Source organism: Hymenobacter artigasi, assembly GCF_012275535.1.
Classification (GTDB): domain Bacteria; phylum Bacteroidota; class Bacteroidia; order Cytophagales; family Hymenobacteraceae; genus Hymenobacter; species Hymenobacter artigasi.
On the sequence record NZ_JAAVTK010000014.1, the window covers coordinates 93,852 to 111,995 of the forward strand.

General features: G+C 62.0%; 15 protein-coding genes. 10 read left to right on the forward strand and 5 right to left on the reverse strand.

Features of this window, described 5'->3' with window-relative positions; genetic code table 11:
- Nucleotides 1-32: 32 nt before the first annotated feature.
- From HBN54_RS19050 to HBN54_RS19085, 8 genes are all read left to right on the forward strand, one after another.
- Nucleotides 33-305 (forward strand): hypothetical protein, encoded by a 273-nt coding sequence (locus HBN54_RS19050; protein ID WP_168674819.1) that lies wholly within the window; start codon nt 33-35, stop codon nt 303-305.
- The gene (gene uraD, locus HBN54_RS19055) at nt 302-811 is read left to right on the forward strand and encodes a 2-oxo-4-hydroxy-4-carboxy-5-ureidoimidazoline decarboxylase (RefSeq protein WP_168674820.1); all 510 of its coding nucleotides are present in this window, start codon (nt 302-304) and stop codon (nt 809-811) included. The genes HBN54_RS19050 and uraD overlap by 4 nt, the downstream gene beginning before the upstream one ends.
- The gene (gene uraH, locus HBN54_RS19060) at nt 808-1,146 is read left to right on the forward strand and encodes a hydroxyisourate hydrolase (RefSeq protein ID WP_168674821.1); all 339 of its coding nucleotides are present in this window, start codon (nt 808-810) and stop codon (nt 1,144-1,146) included. Before uraD ends, uraH begins: the two co-directional genes overlap by 4 nt.
- A gap of 186 nt (nt 1,147-1,332) precedes the next feature.
- Nucleotides 1,333-2,766 carry a DUF6986 family protein gene (locus HBN54_RS19065; RefSeq protein WP_168674822.1) on the forward strand — a complete coding sequence of 478 codons (1,434 nt, stop codon included), beginning with the start codon at nt 1,333-1,335 and terminating at the stop codon, nt 2,764-2,766.
- Nucleotides 2,767-3,157: 391 nt separating this feature from the next.
- Nucleotides 3,158-6,226, forward strand: coding sequence for a SusC/RagA family TonB-linked outer membrane protein (locus HBN54_RS19070; RefSeq protein ID WP_168674823.1), 3,069 nt, complete (start codon nt 3,158-3,160; stop codon nt 6,224-6,226).
- Between the two features lie 36 nt (nt 6,227-6,262).
- The gene (locus HBN54_RS19075; protein WP_168674824.1) at nt 6,263-7,684 is read left to right on the forward strand and encodes a RagB/SusD family nutrient uptake outer membrane protein; all 1,422 of its coding nucleotides are present in this window, start codon (nt 6,263-6,265) and stop codon (nt 7,682-7,684) included.
- Nucleotides 7,684-8,919: a glycoside hydrolase family 88 protein gene (locus HBN54_RS19080; protein WP_168674825.1), complete on the forward strand. Its 1,236-nt coding sequence runs from the start codon at nt 7,684-7,686 to the stop codon at nt 8,917-8,919. Before HBN54_RS19075 ends, HBN54_RS19080 begins: the two co-directional genes overlap by 1 nt.
- 187 nt (nt 8,920-9,106) lie before the next feature.
- Complete coding sequence (locus HBN54_RS19085; RefSeq protein WP_168674826.1) at nt 9,107-11,515, forward strand: glycoside hydrolase family 3 N-terminal domain-containing protein; 2,409 nt, start codon at nt 9,107-9,109, stop codon at nt 11,513-11,515.
- Nucleotides 11,516-11,608: 93 nt separating this feature from the next.
- On the opposite strand, the gene HBN54_RS19090 is transcribed toward HBN54_RS19085, so the two are convergent.
- Complete coding sequence (locus HBN54_RS19090; protein ID WP_168674827.1) at nt 11,609-12,106, reverse strand: hypothetical protein; 498 nt, start codon at nt 12,104-12,106, stop codon at nt 11,609-11,611.
- A gap of 241 nt (nt 12,107-12,347) precedes the next feature.
- Here HBN54_RS19090 and HBN54_RS19095 point away from each other — a divergent pair, with 241 nt between their 5' ends.
- Together HBN54_RS19095 and HBN54_RS19105 are read left to right on the forward strand one after the other, a co-directional pair.
- The gene (locus tag HBN54_RS19095; protein WP_168674828.1) at nt 12,348-12,500 is read left to right on the forward strand and encodes a HEPN domain-containing protein; all 153 of its coding nucleotides are present in this window, start codon (nt 12,348-12,350) and stop codon (nt 12,498-12,500) included.
- Nucleotides 12,501-12,715: 215 nt separating this feature from the next.
- Nucleotides 12,716-13,075, forward strand: coding sequence for a nucleotidyltransferase domain-containing protein (locus tag HBN54_RS19105; protein ID WP_210428117.1), 360 nt, complete (start codon nt 12,716-12,718; stop codon nt 13,073-13,075).
- Between the two features lie 78 nt (nt 13,076-13,153).
- Here the strand turns inward: HBN54_RS19105 and HBN54_RS19110 are convergent, their stop codons facing one another.
- The 4 genes from HBN54_RS19110 to HBN54_RS19125 all read right to left on the reverse strand — a co-directional run bounded on the left by HBN54_RS19110 (nt 13,154) and on the right by HBN54_RS19125 (nt 18,002).
- On the reverse strand, nt 13,154-13,567 hold the full coding sequence (locus HBN54_RS19110) for a DUF3805 domain-containing protein (RefSeq protein ID WP_168674831.1): 414 nt from the start codon (nt 13,565-13,567) through the stop codon (nt 13,154-13,156).
- Between the two features lie 126 nt (nt 13,568-13,693).
- A complete protein-coding gene (locus tag HBN54_RS19115; RefSeq protein ID WP_168674832.1) occupies nt 13,694-13,984 on the reverse strand; it encodes a MafI family immunity protein in 291 nt (96 codons plus the stop codon).
- Nucleotides 13,985-13,992: 8 nt separating this feature from the next.
- On the reverse strand, nt 13,993-16,284 hold the full coding sequence (locus HBN54_RS19120; protein ID WP_168674833.1) for a xanthine dehydrogenase molybdopterin binding subunit: 2,292 nt from the start codon (nt 16,282-16,284) through the stop codon (nt 13,993-13,995).
- A gap of 170 nt (nt 16,285-16,454) precedes the next feature.
- Complete coding sequence (locus tag HBN54_RS19125; protein WP_168674834.1) at nt 16,455-18,002, reverse strand: FAD binding domain-containing protein; 1,548 nt, start codon at nt 18,000-18,002, stop codon at nt 16,455-16,457.
- Nucleotides 18,003-18,144 lie beyond the last annotated feature (142 nt).

Below are 18,144 nucleotides of genomic sequence, written 5' to 3' on the forward strand. Positions count from 1 at the left end.
GGGGTGAGGTGACCCGCCAGAACAAGCAACCCATGAAACTCATCGAGCAGTTACTTTCGTCGCTGGCGTGGCTGCAGCTCTTCATCGCCCCGGCCCTGATTGGCAGCTTCCTCGGCCTGCTGCTCTGGCTGAATTTCCGTAGCGGCTGGGGCGTGGTCGGGGGCGGCATCCTAGCGCTGCTGGGCATCGGGGTTGGTATTGCCTTCGCCGAGAAAGCTCGCCGAGGCAAAGGCACCATTGAATTTATGTCGCGCACCAGCGCCCACCCTGAGCTATACCGCGACGACAAAAAGAACCAAGCATGACCCTCCCCGAACTTAACCACCTCCCCAAGCCCGCCCTCGCCGCCGCCCTGCAAACCTGCTGCGGCTCCACCGCGTGGGTCGAAAACATGCTCGCCGCCTTCCCCATCTCCGACGTGGAAACGTTGATGGACGAAGCCAAAACCCAATGGAATAAACTAAGCGAAGCCGACTGGCGCGAAGCCTTCACCCACCACCCTAAAATTGGCGGCGATGTGGAAGCCCTGCGCGCCAAATTCGCCAGCACCAGCACCTGGGCCGAGGGCGAGCAGGCTTCGGTGAAACAGGCTTCGCAGGAAACGCTGGAAGCACTAGCCGCCGGAAATGCCGCGTACGAAAAGAAATTCGGTTACATATTTATTGTGTGCGCCACCGGCAAATCGGCCGAAGAAATGCTGGCATTGCTGCAAGCCCGGCTAACTAATAAGTCGGAAGATGAAATTTTAATTGCCGCCGGCGAACAGGATAAAATTACCCGTATTCGTCTCGAAAAACTCCTTGCCGCATGAGCCAGATAACCACTCATATTCTCGATACGACGAAAGGCAAACCCGCTGTGGGCGTGGCTATTGCCCTGTGGCAGCAGGTCGGTGATTATTGGCAGGAAATTGCGGCCGGGGTGACAAACTCCGATGGTCGGATTCCCGATTTATTGCCGAAGGAAAAGCAGTTGGAACCCGGCGTTTATAAAATGAAATTCGAGACCCAGGAATATTTCGCGCAGGACGGCACCGCGAATTTTTATCCCTTCGTGGAAATCGTTTTTAACGTGACTGGTAATGAGCATTACCATGTGCCGCTGCTGCTGAACCCGTTTGGGTATTCCACTTATCGCGGGTCGTGATAGAACGTCATGCCGAGCATACCAGGAACCCGCGTCATGCCGAGCGCAGCCGAGGCATCTCGCTCGCTTCGTTGCAATACCATTGATTACTGCTGCAAGCGAGATGCCTCGGCTGCGCTCGGCATGACGTTCAGGTTGGGCGCACCTGACAACCGAAAACTGACAACGAACAACCAGATTCCCACCATGAAACTCAGCTTACCCGAATCCGACAAAGCCGCCCTGCTCGATGAGCTGGGCACGGCCAATATTCAATTCCAGAAAACCTACCCCGGCGACCGGCCCGACCGCCAGCCCGTGCACACCGTGTACGGCGGCGCCAACCTCTTCAAGGCCGATACCTGCGTGAAAATCGGCGACATCGCCCTCCAGAACCTGCTCACCTACGCCCCCAACTTCGTGGAGCTGGCCCGCGTGCTCCAGTTTAAAAACCACGAGCACCTGCCGCACCTTGAGGCCGACATAGCCGCCCTCACGGCCAAGCTCGATGCGATGAGCCCGGAGGACCGCAAGCAGGAGCCCGCCTGGTTGGCCTATTCGGTGTACAACAAGATTGTGGCGAAGCTGAAGTGCGAGGCCGTGGAAGACTTCCGCATCGACTTCGAAGACGGCTTCGGCAACCGGCCCGATGCCGAGGAGGACGAAACTGCTGTGCGCGCCGCCCAGGAAGTAGTCAAGGGCATGACGCAGGGTACGCTTTCGCCGTTTATCGGCATTCGCATCAAGCCCTTCACCGAAGACCTGAAGGCGCGCGGCGTGCGCACGCTGGACATTTTCCTGACCACGCTGCTGGCCGAAACCGGCGGCAAGCTGCCCGCCAATTTTGTGGTGATGCTGCCTAAGGTGACCATCCCCGAGCAGATGACTACCCTGGTGCGCCTATTCGAGCTGCTGGAGCAGGCCAACGGCCTGGCACCCGGCACCCTCAAAATGGAAACGATGGTGGAGGCCACCCAGATTATCATGGACGAAGAAGGGCGCAACCCGCTCATGCGCATCATCCGGGCCAGCGAGGGGCGCTGCATCGCGGCCCACTTCGGCACCTACGACTACACGGCCAGCTGCGGCATCACGGCCAAGTATCAGACCATGGGCCACCCCGTGAACGACTTCGCCCACCACATGACCAAAGTGGCCCTCGGCAGCACCGGCATCTGGCTCTCAGATGGCGCTACCAACGTGATGCCCATCGGTCCGCACCGCGGCGACAACCTGACGTTTGCCCAGCTGCGCGAAAACCGCGAGTCGGTGCACAACGCCTGGCGCCAGGCTTACGACCACACCACGCACTCGCTCATCAACGGCTTCTACCAGGGCTGGGACCTGAACCCCGCCCAGCTGCCCATGCGCTACGCCGCTACCTACAACTTCTTCCTGAGCAGCTACGACGACGCCGTTTTCCGCCTGAAAACCTTCGTGGAGCGCGCCGCCATCTCCACGCTCACCGGCGACATTTTCGACGACGCCGCCACCGGTCAGGGCCTGCTCAACTTCTTCCTCAAAGCCCTGAACTGCGGCGCGATTTCGGAAGAGGAAATACTGGCCACCGGCCTCACCCTGGAAGAGGTGCAGACCCGCTCGTTCTTCCGCATTCTGGAAGGACGGCGCGCGAAGGCATAGCACGCGGCCAGAACGGGATTATTCAAACGAAAAGAGCCAACTGCATTTAGCAGTTGGCTCTTTTCGTTTGAGCCTGCTTTGTCGTCCAGCTGAGTATTTGGTTGCCATTGCACCGCAAATTGCCGGGTGGTTTGGGCGCTGGCTGGCAATGAATCGCAATCCATCGCGGGCACCGGCTTCTGCAGCAGTTTCTCAGGTCTTGGCTAATCCTTATGATTGCTGCTACCGGCTGGTTTTGAGGGATTAATAGTTGTGGTGCCGGTATTAGGCCCACAGCCCGCGCCTGGGGGTTTTACTGCAAACGTTTACGTAAAAAAGCGTAGGTTAAAATGGATAATAGCCGCATGTTTACAGGGAGTTAACCTCCCTGATACAATTCCCACCTTGGCCTATGCGAACCAGTACTCTTTTACTAATACCACTGGCCGCAACGGCGGCCCTTACGGCGCAGGCCCAGACCCGGCAGGTGACCGGCACGGTCCTGAGCGCCGCCGACCGCTCGCCCCTGCCCGGCGTGTCGGTGCTGGTGAAAGGCACCAACGTGGGCACCGCCACCGGTGGCGACGGTACGTTTAGCCTGCCGGTGGCAGGCAACGAGGCCGTGTTGGTCTATTCTTTTGTCGGTTTCGAAACCGTGGAAGTGCGCGTGGGCAGCAGCTCGACCGTGGAGCCGGTGCGGCTCACGGAGAAGAGCACCAGCCTCAACGACGTGGTGGTGGTGGGCTACGGCACCCAGCGCCGGCAGGACCTGACCGGCTCGGTGGCCTCCATCTCGGCCGCGCAGGTGGCCGAGGTGCCCATCAGCCGGCCCGAGCAGATTTTGCAGGGCCGCGTGAGCGGCGTGCAGGTGACGCAAACCAACTCCGAGCCCGGCGGCGGCTTGTCCATCCGCATCCGGGGCACCAATTCCATCAACTCCGGCAACGAGCCGCTGTTTGTGATTGACGGCTTCCCCGGCGCGGGCGATTTGAACTCCATCAACCCCTCCGATATCGAGAGCATTGAGGTGCTGAAGGACGCTTCGGCTACGGCCATCTACGGCTCGCGCGGGGCCAATGGCGTGGTGATTGTGACCACCAAAAAGGGCAAGGCCGGCCGCAACGTCATCGACTTTGAGGCCTACACCGGCGTGAACATCGTGCGCAAGCCCTACGAGCTGCTGAACGCCACCCAGTTTGCCACCTACCTCAACGAGGTGCAGACCCTGAACAACGCCGAAAATACCTCGCCCCGCGCCCTGCCCTACACCCCGGAGCAGATTGCCGCCCTGGGCGAAGGCACCAACTGGCAGAAGGAGATTTTCCGCACCGCGCCCATGAACAACTACCAGCTGGGCTTTAGCGGGGGCACTGATGCCACGCGCTATAACATGAGCTTCAACTACTTCGACCAGCAGGGCATCATCATCAACTCGGGCTTCAAGCGGGCTTCGGTGCGCCTGAACCTGGACCGGAAGGTGAGCGAGAAGGTCAATTTCAGCTTTACCAGCCAGCTCTCGCGCACCAGGCAGCAGCGGGCCAACGTGAACACCGACGGCGGCAGCAACGGCGGTACCGTGCTCGACGCCCTGCGCTTCAACCCGGCCGTGCCCGTGCGCGACGCCAGCGGCAACTACACCCTCGATAACCAGCCCCAGCCCTACGTGGAAATCGGCGGCAACCCGGTGGCCTACGCCGAGCAGGTGCGCAACGAGGTAACCGTGCTGCGCGGCCTGCTGAACGTGGCCGCCACCTACGAAATACTGCCCGGCCTGAAGCTGCGCCTGGCCGGCGGCACCGACATCAACAACAACGTGGCCGACCAGTACATCCCCTCCACGGTGTACCAGGGGGCGAATACCAACGGTTTCGCCTCCAAAAGTTCCTCCACGAGCTACAGCTGGCTGAACGAGAACACGCTGACCTACGACCGCAAGCTCAACGAAAACAACGCCCTGAACGTGGTGACCGGCCTCACGTTTCAGGAATTCAACTTCGACCGCTACAATGCTTCGGTCAGCAACCTGTTTACCAATGCCTTGAGTAATGACAACCTGGGCATTGGGGGCAATGTGCTGACGCCGGGTTCGGGCCGCAATTCCAACACGCTGGCCTCGTACTTCGGGCGGGTGAACTACCGGCTCATGGAGAAATACCTGTTCACGTTCACGATGCGGGCCGATGGCTCGTCGCGCTTCGGTACCAATAACAAGTGGGGCTACTTTCCGTCGGCGGCGGTGGCTTACCGGGTTATCGACGAGAACTTTATGAAGGCGATGCCCGTGTTCACGGACCTGAAGGTGCGGGCCAGCTACGGCGTGACCGGCAACCAGGAAATCGGCTCCTATCAGTCGCTGGCCCGCTACGGCCTCAACCCGTACACGGCCGGCACCACCCGTTTGGTGGGCCTCACGGCGGCCAATATTCCCAACCCCGACCTGACCTGGGAATCGACGGCCTCGACCGACGTGGGCATCGACATTGGCTTCCTGAAAAACCGGATTTTGCTCACGGCTGATTATTACTACAAGAAAACCAGCGACTTGCTGCTGCAGGTGTCCATTCCGCAAACCTCGGGCTTCTCCAGCATCCTGCTCAACTCGGGCAGCGTGCAGAACAAGGGCTTCGAGCTGGGTGTGAACACGGTGAACGTGGAGGGTGCCCGCTTCGGCTGGAAAACCAACCTGAACTTCTCGCTGAACCGCAACAAAGTGCTGGACCTGAACGGCGAATACGAGCGGTTCGTGGGGCAGTCGAGCGGCAGCGTGTTTCCGGGCGCGGCCGGCAACACCGGCATTCTGCGCGTGGGCGAGCCCATTGGAGCCTTCTACGGCTACCAATTTCAGGGCATCTGGCAAACCCAGCAGGAAATCACCGAGAGCGGCATCACCGACAAAGTGCGCCCCGGCGACCCCCGCTACGCCGACAACAACGGCAACAAGCGCATCGATGCCGGCGACCGCGTTATCGTGGGCCAGGCCCAGCCCAAGTTCATCTATGGCGTCACCAACAACTTCACCTTCGGGGGGCTGAGCCTGAGCGTGTTCATCCAGGGCGTGCAGGGCAGCAGCGTGCTCAACCTGAACCGCTACGAGCTGGAATCGGGGTTTGTGGCCCCCAACAAGGTGATAGCTGTGCTGGACCGCTGGACCGGCCCCGGCACCAGCAACACCATTCCCAAGGCTAACAGCGTGCTGCGCCGCCAAACCGGCATCACGAGCGATGTGGTGGAAGACGGCAGCTTTGTGCGCCTGAAAACGGCCACCATCAGCTACACCATTCCGGTGCCGGCGGGCATGGGCAAAACGGTGAAATCGGCCAGCATCTACGTGACTGGTCAGAACCTGATTACCCTCACCAAATACACCGGCTACGACCCCGAGGTGAACTCCTTCGGTAACTCCAACCTGAGCCTGAACACGGACTACAATGCCTTTCCCAGCTCCCGGACCTACATCGCCGGCATCAGAATCGGCTTCTAACCCTTCCCACCCAGGCATTCCTTATTCCGCTTCGATATGAAAAAGAACCTCGTTCTACTCAGTTTGCTTACCCTGGGCCTGCTTTCTTCCTGTGAAAAATTTCTGGAAGAAAAGCCCTACGATTTCCTCACGGCCTCCAACTTTTACCAGAATGAAGGCGACGCCGTGGCGGGCCTCAACGGCGCGTTTTCCATCATGCAGCAGCAGCGCCACTACGGCCGCACGGCCTGGCTGGTGCAGGAGCTGGGCGGCGAGTACATTGAGGTGGTGGGCGCCACCACCGGCGACCGCGCCGAGCTGAACCGCTACACTTACACGGCCAATAACGGCGAAATTTCCTTCTGGTGGAGCAGCACCTACCTGATGATTGCGCGGGCCAACGACGTGATTCAGAAGGTGCCGCCCATCAACATGGACGCGGCCCGCAAAAACAACCTGGTGGGCAACGCCCGCTTCCTGCGGGCGCTGGGCTACTTCGAGCTGGTGCGCAGCTTCGGGGCCGTGCCCCTGATTCTGGCCCCGGTGAGCGGCCCCAACGACGACCTGCGCCCCGCCCGCACGCCCACCGCCGGGGTGTACAACCAAATTATCGACGACCTGAAGTTTGCCGAAGCCAATTGCCTGCCCGAGAACCAGATTGCGGCTACCAGCAAAGGCCGGGTATCGAGCGGGGCGGCGGCCGCCCTGCTGGCCAAAGTCTACCTGACCCGCGCTAGCAGCGCCGATGCGCAGGCCGGCGACAATGCCGACGCGCTGGCCGCCGCCAACCGCGTCATTGGGACCAATCTCTACAGCCTGCTGCCCGTGTTTGGCGACGTGTTCAGCGCCGACAAGGAAAACGGGGCCGAGCACATCTTCTCGGTGCAGTTTGACCTGCCGCCGAACGTGGGCAACATCATTGTGCGGCAGTACCTGTCGGCGGCGGGCGGCGGCTTCGGCTCGTTTACGGCTACCGACCAGTTTGCCAATTCCTACGCCACCGCCGATGTGCGCAAGGACTGGACGCTGACCAACAAGGCCGGTACGGCCACGCTGGCGCAATACTACTTCAACAAGTTCCGGGACGACAAGCGCATCGGCAACGACTCGCGGGCCAACTGGCTGATTCTACGCTTCGCCGATGTGCTGCTGATGCAGTCCGAGGCCCTCAACAACCTCAACGCCGCCGACCCAACCAAGTACACCGGCATCAACCGGGTGCGGGTGCGGGCCGGACTGGCCCCGCTGCCCACCACGGCCACCAGCAAGGCGGCCTTTGTTGACCAACTGGTACAGGAGCGCGCCTGGGAGTTTGCCCAGGAAGGCCACCGCCGCTTCGACCTGTTGCGCCTGGGCCGCCTGCAGCAGGTGGAGCAGACCGTGCTCGGCCGTGCCGTGCCGACCAATGCCCTGCTGCTGCCCCTGCCGCAGGGCGAAATCCTGCTGAACCCCAGCCTGGTGCAAAACCCCGGTTTTTGATGCGGGCCCTACGTTTTCGCTGGGCCGTATCGGCATCGCGCATTCTGGCGGGGGCGCGCCCGTTGCTGCTGGTGGGGCTACTCGCGCTGGCGGGCCCCGCTTGTGCCCAAAAGGCTCCGGATATTCCCGTGGCCCAGGTGGTGGCGCTGGCCGAAACCCAGTACGCCGCCCTGCTGCGCCAGTACCCGGACAGCACCCGGCAGCCCCGCAGTACCAACGCCGACGGCTCGCTGCAGCTCACCAGCAGCCGCAACTGGACCAGCGGGTTCTTCGCCGGCAACCTCTGGTACCTGGCCCGCTTCACGGGTAAGGACGCGTGGCGCCGCCGCGCCACCGCCCGCACCGCAACCCTGGAAGCGGAAAAAAACACCACCAACACCCACGACCTGGGCTTTATTCTGAACACCTCTTTCGGCCAGGGCTACGCGCTGACGCAGCGCCCGGAATACCGCGCCGTCGTGCTGCAGGCCGCGGCTACGCTGGTGCGCCGCTTCAACCCCACGGTGGGGGCGTTGCGCTCCTGGGACTTTGCACCGTTCACCTATCCGGTCATCGTCGATAACCTGATGAACCTGGAAATGCTGTTTTCGGCCAGCAAGCTCAGCGGTGATACCAGCTTCGCCCACATCGCCAAAACCCACGCCAATACCGACCTCAAGTACCGCTTCCGCGAGGACTACAGCACGTTTCACGTGCTCGATTTTGACCCCGCCACCGGCCAGCTACGCAAGCAAATGACCCATCAGGGCTACGCCGATAACTCCTGCTGGGCCCGGGGGCAGGCCTGGGCCATCTACGGCTACGCCATGCTCTACCGCTACACCCGCGACCCGCGCTACCTGGCGGCCTCCCGGCACGCCGCCGATTACTTCATCAAACAAACCAATAAAATCGCGGACCACATTCCGTACTGGGATTTCAACGCGCCCGACATCCCCAACGCTCCGCGCGATGCCTCGGCCGCCGCCGTGGCCGCTTCGGGCCTGCTGGAGCTGAGCAAGTACGCCCGGAACCCGAAGCAGTATTATGCGGCCGCCACGGCCATGCTCAGCAGCCTGTGCTCGCCGCAGTACCTGGCCGCGCCGGGCACCAACAACTTCTTCCTGCTGAAGCACAGCACCGGCAACAAGCCCGCTGGCTCGGAAATCGATGTGCCTTTGGTTTACGCCGATTATTACCTGCTGGAAGCCCTGTGGCGCTACCAGCATTATGCTACCCTGGTATTTGCCAAGTAGGGGCTGTTTAGGGTTTCAAAATCTGTCATCCTGAGCTTGCGAAGGACCTTATCAAGTTCGTGCGATTTAGAACCAAGCATAAAAAAGCAGTTGTAATAAGGTCCTTCGCAAGCTCAGGATGACAAACGACGAAAAAATCGAAACCCTAAACGGGCTCAGAATATCTCAAGTGACTATTGCTCCCCGAATGAATCGAAATAAACTCTTCCTGGCCTTACTGTGCCTGGCCAGCGGCCCGCTTCACGCCCAGAAAAGCCTCTACCACAAAGGCTGGGTCGACTTCAACAAAAACGGCCGGCGCGACGTGTACGAGGACGTGACCCAGCCGCTGGACAAGCGCGTGGACGACCTGCTGGCCCAGATGAATCTGGACGAAAAAACCTGCCAGATGGCCACGCTCTACGGTTTCGGGCGGGTGCTGAAGGACGAGATGCCCACCCCCGGCTGGAAAACCGAAGTCTGGAAAGACGGCATCGCCAACATCGACGAGGAGCTTAACGGCGTGCGCAACACCCCGAAAGCCGCCAGCAAATACACCTACCCGTTCAGCCGGCACGCCGAGGGCATCAATAACGTGCAGCGCTGGTTCGTGGAGGAAACGCGGCTGGGCATCCCCGTCGATTTCACCAACGAGGGCATCCACGGGCTGAACCACGACCGCGCCACGCCCTTGCCGGCGCCCATCGGCATCGGCAGCACCTGGAACAAGGCCCTGGTGCGCCGCGCCGGCGAAACCGTGGGCCGCGAGGCCAAAGCCCTGGGCTACACCAATGTGTACGTGCCCATTCTGGACCCCGCCCGCGACCCGCGCTGGGGCCGCGTGGTGGAATGCTACGGCGAAGACCCCTTCCTCATCGCGGAGCTGGGCAAGCAGATGGTCCTCGGCGTGCAGGGCCAGGGCGTAGCCGCCACGCTCAAGCACTTTGCCGTGTACAGCGTGCCCAAGGGCGGGCGCGACGGCAACGCCCGCACCGACCCGCACGTGGCCCCGCGCGAGCTGCACCAGATGTACCTGTACCCGTTTCGCCGCGTCATTCAGGAGGCCCACCCGCTGGGCGTGATGAGCAGCTACAACGACTGGGACGGCGTGCCCATCACCGGCAGCCACTACTTCCTGACGGAGCTGCTGCGCCAGCAATACGGCTTCGATGGCTACGTGGTGTCCGATAGTCGGGCGGTGGAGTTTATTGCGGATAAGCACCACGTCGCAACCGATTTCCTCGACGGCACCCGCCAGGCCGTAGAGGCTGGCCTGAACGTGTGGACCAACTTCTACACCCCCGCCACCTACATCAACAACGTGCGCGAGCTGGTGAAAACCGGCCGCCTGGCCCAGGCCACCGTCGATGAGCGGGTGCGCCAGGTCCTAAGCGTGAAATTCCGCCTCGGCCTCTTCGACCAGCCCTATGTACCCAACCCCCGGCAAGCCGACAAAACCGTGCACACGCCCGCCGATGAGGCCTTCGCCCTGCAAGCCAACCGCGAGTCACTCGTCCTGCTGAAAAACGAAAACGCCCGCCTGCCCCTGCAAAAAAGCCAGCTCAAAAACCTGCTCGTAGTGGGCCCGCTGGCCGATAATCCCGACCCCGCCATCAGCCGCTACGGCCCCTCGAACAACCCCGTCACCACCGTGCTCAAGGGCCTGCAGGCCGCCGCTGGCCCCGGCCTCACGGTGCAGTACGCCAAGGGCTGCGACGTAGTCTGCCCCGGCTGGCCCGATACCGAGCTGGTGCCCACGCTCCTGAGCCCCACTGAGCAGCAGGGCATTGCCGACGCTGTGGCCAAGGCCCAGGTCGCCGACGTCATCATCGCCGTACTGGGCGAGGACGACAAAACCGTGGGCGAAAGCCTCTCGCGCACCTCGCTCGACCTGCCCGGCCGTCAGCAGCAACTGCTGGAGGCCCTGCACGCCACCGGCAAGCCCGTGGTGTTGGTGCTCATTAACGGCCAGCCGCTCACTATAAACTGGGCGGCGCGCAACGTGCCGGCCATTTTGGAGGCGTGGTTCCCGAGCCCGTCGGGCGGTACGGCCATCGCCGAAGCGCTGTTTGGCGATTACAACCCCGGCGGCAAGCTCCCCATGACCTTCCCCAAAAGCACGGGCCAGATTGAGTTCAACTTCCCCTTCAAGCCTGCCTCCCAGGCCGACCAGCCCATTGCCGGTGACCCCAACGGCGGCGGCAAAACCGCCACCAACGGCCCAATCTATCCCTTCGGCTTCGGCCTGAGCTACACCACCTTCACCTACTCCAACCTCCAGGTGACCCCGAGCGAAGCCGCCCCCCAGGCCCCCATCGAAATTGCCGTGGACGTAGCCAACACCGGCCCGGTAAAAGGCGACGAAGTAGTCCAGCTCTACCTGCGCGACAAGCTCAGCACCGTCATCACCTACGACAGCCAGCTGCGCGGCTTCGAGCGCGTGAGCCTGGCCCCCGGCGAGAAGAAAACCATCCACTTCACCCTCCGCCCCGACGACCTGAAACTCCTCGACCGCAACATGAACTGGGTAGTCGAGCCTGGCGAATTCGAAGTGCTGGTGGGCAGTTCCTCCACAGATATCCGGGCGAAACAGACGTTTGTGAGCAAGGCGGAGTAACGGGCGTTGCCGCGTTCCGAAACCGGTGAGTGCGGGTGGCGCATTGCCAGTCCGGCGGCTGCATCCGGGGCCATCAGGCCCTGCCCGTGAGCCCTACAGCCAAGCCGCGCTTAGGGCGTAAGACACGGCCATGAACCCCGAGAAGATGGAGCTGGCCATGAAGCGCCGCTCGGTGGCTACGCAGTTCTGAATGTAGTAGTTGGCCGCCAGCGAAACCGGGGCGTTCAGCAGGAAGGAGCGGCCGGCGACGGGCAGCAGGGCCAGCGAAATCGTTTCGGTGGCGCCCCCAAATATGGCCAGAAACACGTAGTGCCGGGCAATCCAGAGCGGGTTGAAGTAGAGCAGAGTGAGGGCTGCGCGGCTAGTTTTGCGCAACTGGCTGCCGTCTGGTCGAGCCGGTACCCGCGCGTCGAGCCAGCGGAAAAAGGCCGGTACCTCCACGGAGTAGAGCAAGCCGCCCACCAGGGCCATGCCCAGCAGTCGCAGCAAGCTAAACTGATGTAGCACCAGCGCGGCGGCGGTATCGCCGGCGGCATAAATCAGGAAGCCCTGGACGTGGGTACCAAGTGGGATAGAGCGGGTAAGTTGCAAGTAGGGGAGGGGGTTCGTAAAATCGGGGTGCAAAAGTACGAAAACCATTTCCGGCGTCATAGGGGCGGCGAAAGAAACAGGCGGGTGGCGTTGCAAAGCCCCCACCAGCTACCCCTTCCTTCGGCGCTGCCGCCACCAGCCCGAGCCTGCCCAACTCCTTCCCCAGAGCCCTGAACTGCGGCAGAAACGACAAGAGGCTGAAGCGCCCGTAGCTTCAGCCTCTTGTGCGTTAACTTGCGGCGTGACGAAAGCCGACCACATCGCCTACTGGATGAATGCCGCCGCCCAGAACTGGCAGGAGGTAGGCAGCATGTTCACAGCTGGCACTTACGTGCCGTGTCTGTTCTGGGCCCACCTTACCATTGAGAAGTTGGCCAAGGCGCTCTGGGTGTAGGACAACCCCGGCGACACGCCCCCGTTTACGCACAATATTGCCCGGCTGCTGGCCGATACGACCATCGCCCTGACGCCGGCCCAGGCCACGTTTGTGCAGCAATTGAACACCTTTCAGCTGGAAGGACGTTATGAAAGCTACACGGCCAGCCTGCGCCAGCAAGCCACCCCGGCCTTCACCCAAGCGGTGCTGCAAGATGTAACCGACCTCCGCCAATGCTTACTCAATCAGCTGCCTTAGAACGGGTCAAAGCCTTCGCCGAAAGCCTCCGCAGCCATCATTTGTCGCTGCGGAAAGTCATTATGTTCGGCTCCTATGCCCGCAACGAGCAGCGGGCGTTTTCGGATATCGACGTGGCATTGGTGGCCGACGAGTTCACCGGTTTCGGGTTTCAGGACGTGGGCCTCATCAGCAGCGCCATCATTCAGAAGCAGTTTGTCGATATCGAGCCGCACACCTTCTCGCCCGCGCAGTTCACCGACTGGAACCCCTTCGTGCAGGAAATCAAGCGCACCGGCATCGTCATCGGCGAATGGGAGCCCACCGCCCCTGATAATCGCGCCATGCAACTGTAATGCCCTGCGCTGCGACAGAAACAGCAAGAGGCTGAAGCTACGGGCGCTTCAGCCTCTTGCTGTTTCTGTTATTCATGTTTACTGAATTTTCATTGAACTGACCGCCTGTTGCGAAGCAATGTAATTCGTGTTTTGTAATGCTGGCCCATCGGCTGTATAACTGCAAAAAGCTTTGCACCTTTTTCCGCCAATTATCCAGATTTGCAACAAAGAAGAGCCTTTGCGTTCAGTGTAGTAAACAGCTTTTCGATTCGGTAAAGCAATTATTTTCGCTGTGGGATGACTTTTGATGGTGTTCTGTAATTCCTCACTAATGCTAAAATCTGGTATTGTGTCGTGCGTAGCTCGGTACGCGGATATTTGGAATGCCCAACTTGGGTCGTGTGCCTCTGTGAAGGTGTAGATACCGTCTTCAGATTCTACTTGCCAAGATGGCGGGTAAATTAGCTTGAACCACTTATTGTCTGGTTCAAATTGTTGCGTCTTTTGCATGTTGGAGCAGTTTGTAAGTGTAGCCGCAACGAGGAAGTAAAATGTTGGTAGAATTGTACGTTTTAACATCGCAGATATTTTGTTGAAGCCTGAAGCTGCTGATGATTCTGTCGCTTTTTCAGCCTCTTATTTCTTTATAAGCAGCAGCAGAATAGAATACGTTTCAGGGGCCATTCCCATGCTTTCGGCACAAACTTCTACCTGTTCGTAAAAGTCGGACGTTAGGGGAATAGCATATTCGAAAAGCCGCGTCACGATGTGCTCAAAGGCCAAGCCCCACTCCGTGTAGTCCAGATATTCTTGGGCGATGATAGAATCTCGGGCCGGCAGCCCCAGCCGTCCGGATTGAGCAAGTAGCTGCTTCACCAGCAAGCTTGCTTTATCCTGTCCAAACCGCCCTTTTAGCCAGCGCCACATAAATCCAGCTAATTAGCTGTTGCCACCGTAGCCGAGGGTTCATGAGCAAATTCCGGGTACAAGCTTACCAGCACCTTTTCCGGCGTGAGCGGGGCGGAGAAGGGCAGCGCCGTGTGGCCCTGGAAGGCCCGCACCGCGTCGCGCAGGGCGAAGTAGGTGCCGATGCCGTACATGAGCGGCGGCTCGCCCACGGCCTTGGAGCGCAGGATGGCCTTGGGGTGGCCCGGCGTGTCGAGGAAATGCACGTCGAGCACCCGGGGGGCGGCGTAGATGTCGGGGATTTTATAGCTGTTGAGCGAGTTGCTGAGCAGGCGGCCCTCGGCGTTGTAGGCCACTTCTTCCATGGTCATCCAGCCGATGCCCTGCACCGCGCCGCCCTCAATCTGGCCCCGGTCGATGACGGGGTTGAAGCTCTGGCCGAAATCGTGGGCAATGCGCAGGGCATCCACGGTGTAGGTGCCGCGCAGGCAGTCCACCGTTACGCTGGTGAGGGCCGTGCCGTACACGTGGTAGGCGAAGGGGTGGCCGGTGTTGGTGGTGGCGTCGAAATGCAGGTCGGGGGTGGCGTAGTGGGCGTTTTCGGTGAGGGCCACGCGCTTCCAGAAGGCCGACGACACCAGCTTCTCCCAGTTGGTTTCGGCGGGCACGCCGGCGGCCAGCACCTGCTCGTCATGTATTTCCAGGCCCTCGTAGTTGAGCGTGTACTCGAGGCAGGCGTGGCGCAGCAGCCGCTCGCGCAGGGCGGCGCAGGCCATTTCGGTGGCCTTGCCGTTGAGGTCGGCGGTGGCGCTGGCGGCGCTGGGCGAGGTGTTGGCCACGCGGGTGGTGTTGGTGGTTTCGATTTTGATGCGCGAAATCGAGATGCCCAGCGTGCGGGCCGCCACCTGCGCGATTTTCGTGTTCACGCCCTGGCCCATCTCCACCGCGCCCGTGCTGATGCCCACCGAGCCGTCGGAGTAGATGTGCACCAGCGCCCGCGTCTGGTTCATGGGCGTTTTGGTGAACGAGATGCCGAAGCAAATCGGCATCACCGCCAGGCCCTTCTTCTTCAGCTTGTTGGTCTGGTTGAACTGCTCTACCTCGGCCCGCATCCCGGCCAGGTCGAACTGCTGCGCGGCCGTGTCCCAGGCCTGCTCGGCGTGGCACATTTCGGCCGGTTGCCGGTACGAGAACAGGTCGCCCTCGCGCAGCAGGTTCCGGCGCTGCAGCTTGCTGGCCGGCACGCCCAGCTCCTCGGCCGCCTTGGCCAGGGCCGACTCTATCACGAACATGCCCTGCGGCCCGCCGAAGCCCCGGAAGGCCGTATTGGGCGGCAGGTTGGTGCGGCACGAAAAGGCCGTGGCCGTCACGTTGGGTATGAAATAGGCGTTGGTGGCGTGGAAGAGCGTGCGCTCCAGCACGGCCGGCGAGAGGTCGGCCGCCGCGCCCGCGTTCTGGTAGAAGGTGACTTCGTAGGCCACGATTTTGAGGTCGGCATCGAAGCCGATTTTGAAATCGGACGAGTAGGGGTGGCGCTTGCCGGTCATGCGCATGTCGGCCATGCGGTCGAGCACCAGCTTCACCGGCTTCTTGGTGAGGAAGGCGCCCAGCGCGGCCAGCGCGCCCCAGGGCGTGGCCTGGTCTTCCTTGCCCCCGAACCCGCCCCCGAGGCGCGTCACGTCCACTTCTACCTGGTGCATGCCCAGGCCCAGCACGTGGGCCGTGTGGCGCTGCACGGCCGTGGGCCCCTGGGTCGAGGAAATCATGCGCACCCCGCCCATCTCGGTGGGGAAGGCGTACGCGCCCTGCGTTTCGATGTACAGATGCTCCTGCCCGCCACTCTCGGCCACGCCCTCAAAGACGTGCGCGCACGAAGCCCAGGCCGCCTGCGAATCGCCAATTTTGAAAGTGCGCGGTGGCACAATCAGCTCCCCCTGCGCGGCCGCCACCCGCGGGTCGGTGATGATGGGCAACGGGTCGATTTCGACTTTGATGAGCTTGAGGGCGGCGTGGGCCTGCGCCTCAGTGCGGGCCAGCACCAGCGCCACCGGCTGCCCCCGGAAATGCACGTGCCCCTCGGCCAGCAGCGGCTCATCGGCCACGATGCCACCAATCTGGTTGATGCCCGGAATGTCCTGGGCCGTGAGCACCCGCGCCACGCCGGGCGCCAGCAGCGCGGCGCTGAAATCGAGGCTGCGGAGCACGCCGTGGGCCAGCGGGCTTTCAAACACGGCCGCGTACAGGGTGCCCTGCTGCACGGGTACGTCGTCGAGGTACTGCGATTCGCCGCGCACGTGGCGGTTGGGGTCGAGGTGGTTCATGGTGGGGTTTCGTTCTGGCGTTCACCTCACCCCCTGACCCCCTCTCCCGTGGAGAGGGGGCACCGGCCATGCTCCTGACGAAAATCTTGTGGAAATCGTCAGGCTCCCCCTCTCCGCGGGAGAGGGGGCCGGGGGGTGAGGTGAGCCGTGGAGGGCGTCTCTCTGTAAATTTAAATCAATTCATCCACTGCCAGTTCCGGCGCGAACTCCAGGAAATGTGCCCACAGCAGCTGACGCAGCAGCAGGCGCTTGTAGTCGGCGGTGCCGCGCACGTCGGAAATCGGGCTGATTTCTTCCTGCATCACGGCGTTGGCGGCGGTCAGGGTTTCGGCCGTGAGCTCGCGGCCCACCAAAAACTCGCTGGTGCGGGCCAGCAGCAGGGGCACCGGCCCCACGCCACCCGCCGACACGCGGGCTGCCTGGATGATGCCGTTGTCGACCCGCAGCCAGGCGGCAGAATTCACGCTGGCAATGTCGAGGTGGGTGCGCTTGGAGACTTTCTCGAAGTGGAAGAAGTCGTCGGCCAGCGGGGCGGGGAAGCTGATGTCGGTGACCTGCTCGTCGGCCGCTTTCGCCAGCTTTTTGTAGCCCAGGTAGAGGTCGGGCAGGGCCAGCTCGCGGGTGTGGCCGGCCGCATCGAGCAGCGTGACGGACGCGCCCAGGGCCAGGAACATAATGGTGAGGTCGCCGATGGGTGAACCGTTGATGAAGTTGCCGGCTACGGTGCCCATGTTGCGGATGGGCGTGCTGCTCACCAGCTTCAGATACTGCGGCAGCTTGGGCAGCAGTCCGCGCAGGAGGTCCGATTCAAGCAGCTGGCTGGCCGTGGTGGCCGCGCCCAGCACCACGCGGCCGGTGGTTTCGTGGCGAATGCCGCGCCGGCCGGGCTGGTCGAAAATCAGGCGCACGCCGGGCTGCTCACGCAGCTCTTCCAGGCGCTGTACCAGCAAATCAGTACCGCCGCCCACGAGGGGGTGGGTGAAGGGGGCCGGGGTGGCGTGGCCGTGGTCGTTCTGACTTTGGGCGTGGCCGTTGGGCGTGGTCGAAACGGCGCTGCCGCCGTTGGCGTGGGGCGTGGCGGCGGCGGCAACTGATGCGACAACAGAAGCTTCAGCAGCTTGCGGGGCGGCGGGGCGCAAAGCAGCCAGCTGGGCGGGAATGCTGGCAAAGTAGCCGGGCACGTATTGCTTCTCGCTCAGCCAGGCCAAGGTGTTTTCCGTGGGGCGGGTGGCAAGGTCGGCGGTGAGTTTGGCGGCGGCGCGCTCCAGGCTCTTGTAGCCCGTACAGCGGCAGATGTTGCCGTCGATGGCCGCGATGGTGTTTTTATCCGTGGCTGGCTCGCTGCTCAGGCTGTGGCCGGTGAGCGACATCACGAAGCCCACCGTGCAGAAGCCGCACTGCGAGCCGCCCTCGTCCACGATGGCCTGCTGCACGGGCGTGAGCTGGCTGCCGGCCGCGTTGATGCCTTCAACCGTGACGATGTGCTTGCCGGCGGCGTTGCCCAGCGGCGTGAGGCAGCTGGTCATGCTTTGGTAGTTCACCGTCTGGCCGTCGGCCGCTAGCTCGCCCACCAGTACGGTGCAGGCCCCGCAGTCGCCCTCGCGGCAGCCGATTTTAGTGCCTTTCAGCTGCTCGTGGTAGCGCACGAAATCGAGCAGGGCGCTGGCCGGGGCCTCGCTGGTGCGAATGGGCTGGTCGTTGAGGAAGAACTTTATCATGGTTAGTGCTTGGTGCGTCCCTGTCATCCTGAGCGGAGCGAAGGACCTTATCACGCCTGACCAGTTTGCAGTAAATAAATTGATTACCGCAAATCGTCCTTCGGTGATAAGGTCCTTCGCTGCGCTCAGGATGACAGACGAT